Consider the following 4,747-nt stretch of genomic DNA (forward strand, 5'->3'; position numbering starts at 1 on the left):
GCGATTGCCGACTCGGCGATTGTGCTGCACCATGGCCGAGTGGCATTGTCTGGTCCTGCTTCCGAGCTCAGTGCCCAGCGCGAGACGGTCGAGGCGGCATACTTCGGTCGAGTCGACGGCCCCGATGACGAGGTGGCAGCCGCTGCCGGTTAAGACCGAACTGCGTTACTGCGCTGGAGGACCCGATTTTGTCGAAGACAACACGTTCGGCCACAGCCGTACCCAAGACCCGCCGTAGTACGCGGAACCGGCCGACTGACGAAGAGCTGCTCGACGCCGCACTCGCGGTGATCGCGGATGTCGGTGCGGCGCGGGCAACGATGGACATGATCGCCGCCCGCGCCGGCACGTCCCGGGTCACCCTCTACGCGCACTTCGGATCCCGGGATGCGCTGGTCGACGCGGTGCTCGACCGGGAGATGCAGACGCTGACCCGATGGAAGCTCGCCGCCTACGATCAGGGCGACGAGATGACCTATGGAGACCACACGCGGTACTCGGTCGAGGTGCTGTTCGAGTATGCGCGCCGCAATCCGGACGGGTTCCGGGTGTTGCTCACCAACAGGGAACAGCATCGGGAGTCGGCACGGCAGTTCTCGGCGGCGCTGGAACCGAAACTGGCGCAGCGTCTCCGCACCGCCTTCGCCGCCCGGGGCCACGCCGTCGGCGTCGGCGCGGACGTCCTGGCCTCGATGCTGATCGGGATGACCCTCGACGTGGCGCACCGCGCGGTGATCGTCGCAGGAGCGAGTATCGACACCGCTTGTGAACTCGCGGTGTCGTCGGCGATGTCGGTGTTGCGGTCCGTCGACGTCGAACAGTTGCAGGCGGTCGATCGATCGCTGGCGCCAACCGCTGCGGAAATCCACCCAAGCGGTACATGAAACTGGAACACGTTCTAATCTGAGTCGGTGGACGTGACGTATGAGAACAGCAAGCGAGAACTGCAGACCGACAACGGGGTACTGCGCTACCACGAGGCGGGCTCCGGACCGCCCCTGATCCTGCTCCACGGCTCGGGTCCGGGCGTGACCGGCTGGCGTAACTATCGGGGCAACATCGGCGTCTTCGCCGAGAGTCACCATTGCTACGTCCTGGAGTTCCCGGGATTCGGGGTGAGCGACGCGGTCGAGGGTCATCCGGTTCTGACGGCGGGTTCCTCGGTGATCCGGTTCATGGATGCCCTCGGGATCGAATCGGCGCCGATCGTCGGCAACTCGATGGGCGGCGTGGTCGGCGTCAACCTGGCGATCAAGAAGCCCGAGCGGGTGGCCAAGCTGGTCACCATCGGCGGTGTCGGACCCAACGTCTTCAGTCCGAGTCCGAGTGAAGGCCTGCGGTTGCTCCAGGAATTCACCGATGCGCCCGATCGCGACAAGCTGATCCGGTGGCTGACCGGCATGGTCTACGACCGCGACCTGATCACCGACGAGCTGATCGAGGAGCGGTGGGAGGCCGCGATCAATCCGGACGCCCAGGAAACCGCTCAGATGATGTACGGGTCGGCCGCATTCGAGATGCAGCAGCAATTCATGGCCGCGTCCGACACGCCGCCGTACTGGTCGATGATGCACAAGGTGACCTGTCCGACGTTGCTGACGTGGGGACGGGACGACCGCGTGAGTCCGCCGGACATGGCCATGGTGCCGATGCGCCTGATCCCCGACGCCGAACTGCATGTGTTCCCCAAATGTGGGCACTGGGTGATGATCGAGGCCAAAAATGCCTTCGAGGGTGCGGTCCTCGATTTTCTGTCTCGCTGAGGCGGGCGGTCCTTATTGACGGTGACCTGGCCCGCACACCCGGGTATTCCGCCGATCAACCGAGGCCAGGCGATCGATATCGTCGCCGTCGGGGGACCCGGTGGTGGATCGTTGTGCACTGACGTATCTTGGGGATTCTGGCGCCGGTCGTCGTTCCCGGCGCACGTGGGGATACTCAGGCGCGCACGGGATACCAAGGGGTTATTGCATGCAGTTCGGCCTGATCGCCAACCGCCGATGGAGGCAACTGGCGATTGTTGCTGCCGGGTGTGCGCTGGTGGTGGGTTCCGGGGCGGTGTCGGCGCAGGCCGATCCGATCTGGCCGGGCGGCCCTGATCTCCCCGGGGTGTCGACGCCGAGTGTTCCGTTGCCGGGCACCGAAGGCACCGAACGGTCAGAGCGGTCCGAGCAGCAGCCTCTGGGCCGCGCCAACTTCTCCACACCCGTTCTCGAGCCCGCCGATGGCGAGAAAGTGGGCATCGCGCAGCCGGTCATCATCTCGTTCACGGCCGCCATCGACGACAAGGCGACCGCGGAGAAAGCCATCCGGGTGTTGACCGAACCGGTGGTCCAGGGCGAATACCGATGGGTCGGCAACAAGGAACTGCGGTGGAAGCCGAACGGTTTCTGGCCGGCCGGCACCCAGGTCGACGTGCAGGCCGGAAGTGCCGCTTCAGCGTTCACCATCGGCGAGGAGTGGGTGGCAACCGCCGACGACAACACCCACACGCTGACGGTGACCGTGGACGGCACCGATGTCCGGACCATGCCGATATCCATGGGTGCCAACGAGAATCCGACACCCAACGGCACCTACACGGTGGGCGAGCGGTACGCGGACATGTACATGGATTCATCCACGTACGGTGTCCCCGTCGACTCGCCCGGTGGATACCGCACCTATGTCGAATACGCGGCGAGACTGTCGAACAGCGGAATCTTCGTGCACGCGGCGCCGTGGTCGGTTGGGCAGCAGGGCAACACCAACGTGTCGCACGGATGCATCAATGTCAGCACCGACGATGGTCGATGGTTTTTCGAGAATGCACCCAAGGGCGCGCCGGTCATCGTCCAGAACACCGTCGGCGGCACGATCGATCCCGCCGACGGCCTCACGGACTTCACTGCCCCTTGACCCGAAGATGGTGGGTTCTGGCGAGCAAACCCGCAGGTCGGCCTCACCAAAACCCACCAAAATCGGTTGTGGCGGTGGGTTGGGCTACCAGATGCGGACGCGTTCGGGGGTGTCGAGGTAGAGCGCGTCGTCGCTGTTGACGCCGAATGCGTCATAGAAGGCATCGATGTTGCTGATCACGCCATTGCAGCGGAACTCCGGCGGTGAATGCGGATCGATGGACAGCCGGCGGATCGCCTCCGCGTCACGGGTTTTGGTGCGCCAGACCTGCGCCCAGCCGTAGAACACGCGTTGCAGACCGGTGAGTCCGTCGATCTCCGGAGCATCTTTCCCGTCGAGCGCGATCTGGTAGGCCACCAGTGAGATGGAGAGGCCACCGAGGTCGCCGATGTTCTCACCGATCGTGAAGTCGCCGTTGACCTTGTACTTCTCGTCGAGTCCCTTGGGTGTGAACTGGCCGTACTGGGCAATGAGCTTGCCTGTGCGCGTGCCGAATTCGGCGCGGTCGGCGTCGGTCCACCAATCGATCAGATTACCGTCGCCGTCGTACTTGGCGCCCTGGTCGTCGAAGCCGTGGCCGATCTCATGGCCGATGACCGCACCGATGCCGCCGTAGTTGGCGGCGTCGTCGGCCTCCGGGTCGAAGAACGGTGGCTGCAGGATCGCGGCCGGGAAGACGATTTCGTTCATGCCCGGGTTGTAGTAGGCGTTGACGGTCTGCGGAGTCATGAACCACTCGTCGCGGTCGACCGGGGCCCCGATCTTGGCGAACTCGCGGTCCTCTTCGAAAGCGCTTGCGCGGGCGATGTTTCCGAACAGGTCGCCGCGGTCGATCGTCAGCGACGAGTAGTCCCGCCAGGTGGCTGGATAGCCGATCTTTGGTGTGAACTTCTCGAGCTTGACGAGTGCCTTCTCGCGCGTCTCGGGGCTCATCCAATCAAGGTCGGTGATGTTGCGGCGGTAGGCCTTCACCAGGTTGTCGATGAGCTCATCCATCCGGGCCTTGGCCTGCGGTGGAAAGTGCTTGGCGACATACAGTTTGCCGACGGCGAATCCCAGGCCCTGCTCGACCAGGCCGACACCACGCTTCCAGCGGTCACGGATGACCTCGGAGCCGGTGAGGGTCTTGCCGTAGAACTCGAAGTTCTCGGCCACGAACTCGTCGGACAGATACGGTGCGGCCGAATGCAGCAGCCGCCACTGCGCCCAGAGCCTCCAGTCGTCCAGGTCGCGCTCGGCGAACAGCGCCGCGGCTCCGGTGATGAACGACGGCTGGCCGACAACAACTTCGCCGAACGTCTTGTCGGCCGATGTGCTGAGTCCCGCGGTCCAGGCGTCGAGGTCGAGGCCGGTTGCCTCCGACTTCAATTCGGCCAGCGTCCGCAGGTTGTAGGTGAGGTCGGCGTCGCGACGCCGGACCACGTCCCAGTGCTGTGCGGCGATCGCCGTCTCGAGGTCGACCACGGTATCGGCGGCGCGCTGCGCGTAGTCGAAACCGGCCAGCCCGAACATCTTTGCCACATGCTCGCGGTAGGCGGCCAGCGACTCGGCGTGGTTCTCTTCGCGGTAATACGATTCGTCCGGCAACCCGAGGCCCGACTGGGTGATGTGGATGAGATAGCGGTCGGACTGCTTGGCGTCGGTGTCGACGTAGTAGCCGAACAGCCCGCCGATGCCGCGGCGTTGCTGTGCGCCGATCAGGCGGGCGAGCTCGACGCGGTCGGCGGCGCCGGCCAGCGCCGCGAGATCGGCGCGCACGGGCTCGATGCCCAGTGAATTGATGTGCGCTTCGTCCATGAAGCTGGCGTAGAGGTCACCGATCTTCCTGGCGTCACTACCGGGTTCGGGT

Annotated in this window: 4 protein-coding genes and 1 pseudogene; 4 read left to right on the top strand and 1 reads right to left on the bottom strand. The window is 64.9% G+C overall.

The genetic code is table 11. The annotated features are described in order from the left end of the window. The 4 genes and pseudogenes from VIQ49_RS00975 to VIQ49_RS00990 all read left to right on the top strand — a co-directional run. Nucleotides 1-153 (top strand): annotated as a pseudogene (locus tag VIQ49_RS00975) (ABC transporter ATP-binding protein); the annotation flags it as partial. 35 nt (nt 154-188) lie between these two features. Continuing rightward, nucleotides 189-884, top strand: coding sequence for a TetR/AcrR family transcriptional regulator (locus VIQ49_RS00980; protein WP_331879968.1), 696 nt, complete (start codon nt 189-191; stop codon nt 882-884). A gap of 27 nt (nt 885-911) precedes the next feature. Beyond that, a complete protein-coding gene (locus VIQ49_RS00985) occupies nt 912-1,763 on the top strand; it encodes an alpha/beta fold hydrolase (protein ID WP_331879969.1) in 852 nt (283 codons plus the stop codon). Nucleotides 1,764-1,971: 208 nt separating this feature from the next. Further along, nucleotides 1,972-2,898 (top strand): L,D-transpeptidase, encoded by a 927-nt coding sequence (locus tag VIQ49_RS00990; RefSeq protein ID WP_331879970.1) that lies wholly within the window; start codon nt 1,972-1,974, stop codon nt 2,896-2,898. An 84-nt stretch (nt 2,899-2,982) separates the two neighbouring features. Here the strand turns inward: VIQ49_RS00990 and VIQ49_RS00995 are convergent. Continuing rightward, on the bottom strand, nt 2,983-4,747 hold a 1,765-nt coding region (locus tag VIQ49_RS00995; protein ID WP_331879971.1), incomplete at its 5' end, for a M13 family metallopeptidase.

Origin of the sequence: Williamsia sp. (assembly GCF_036566845.1) — a bacterium.
GTDB lineage: Bacteria > Actinomycetota > Actinomycetes > Mycobacteriales > Mycobacteriaceae > Williamsia.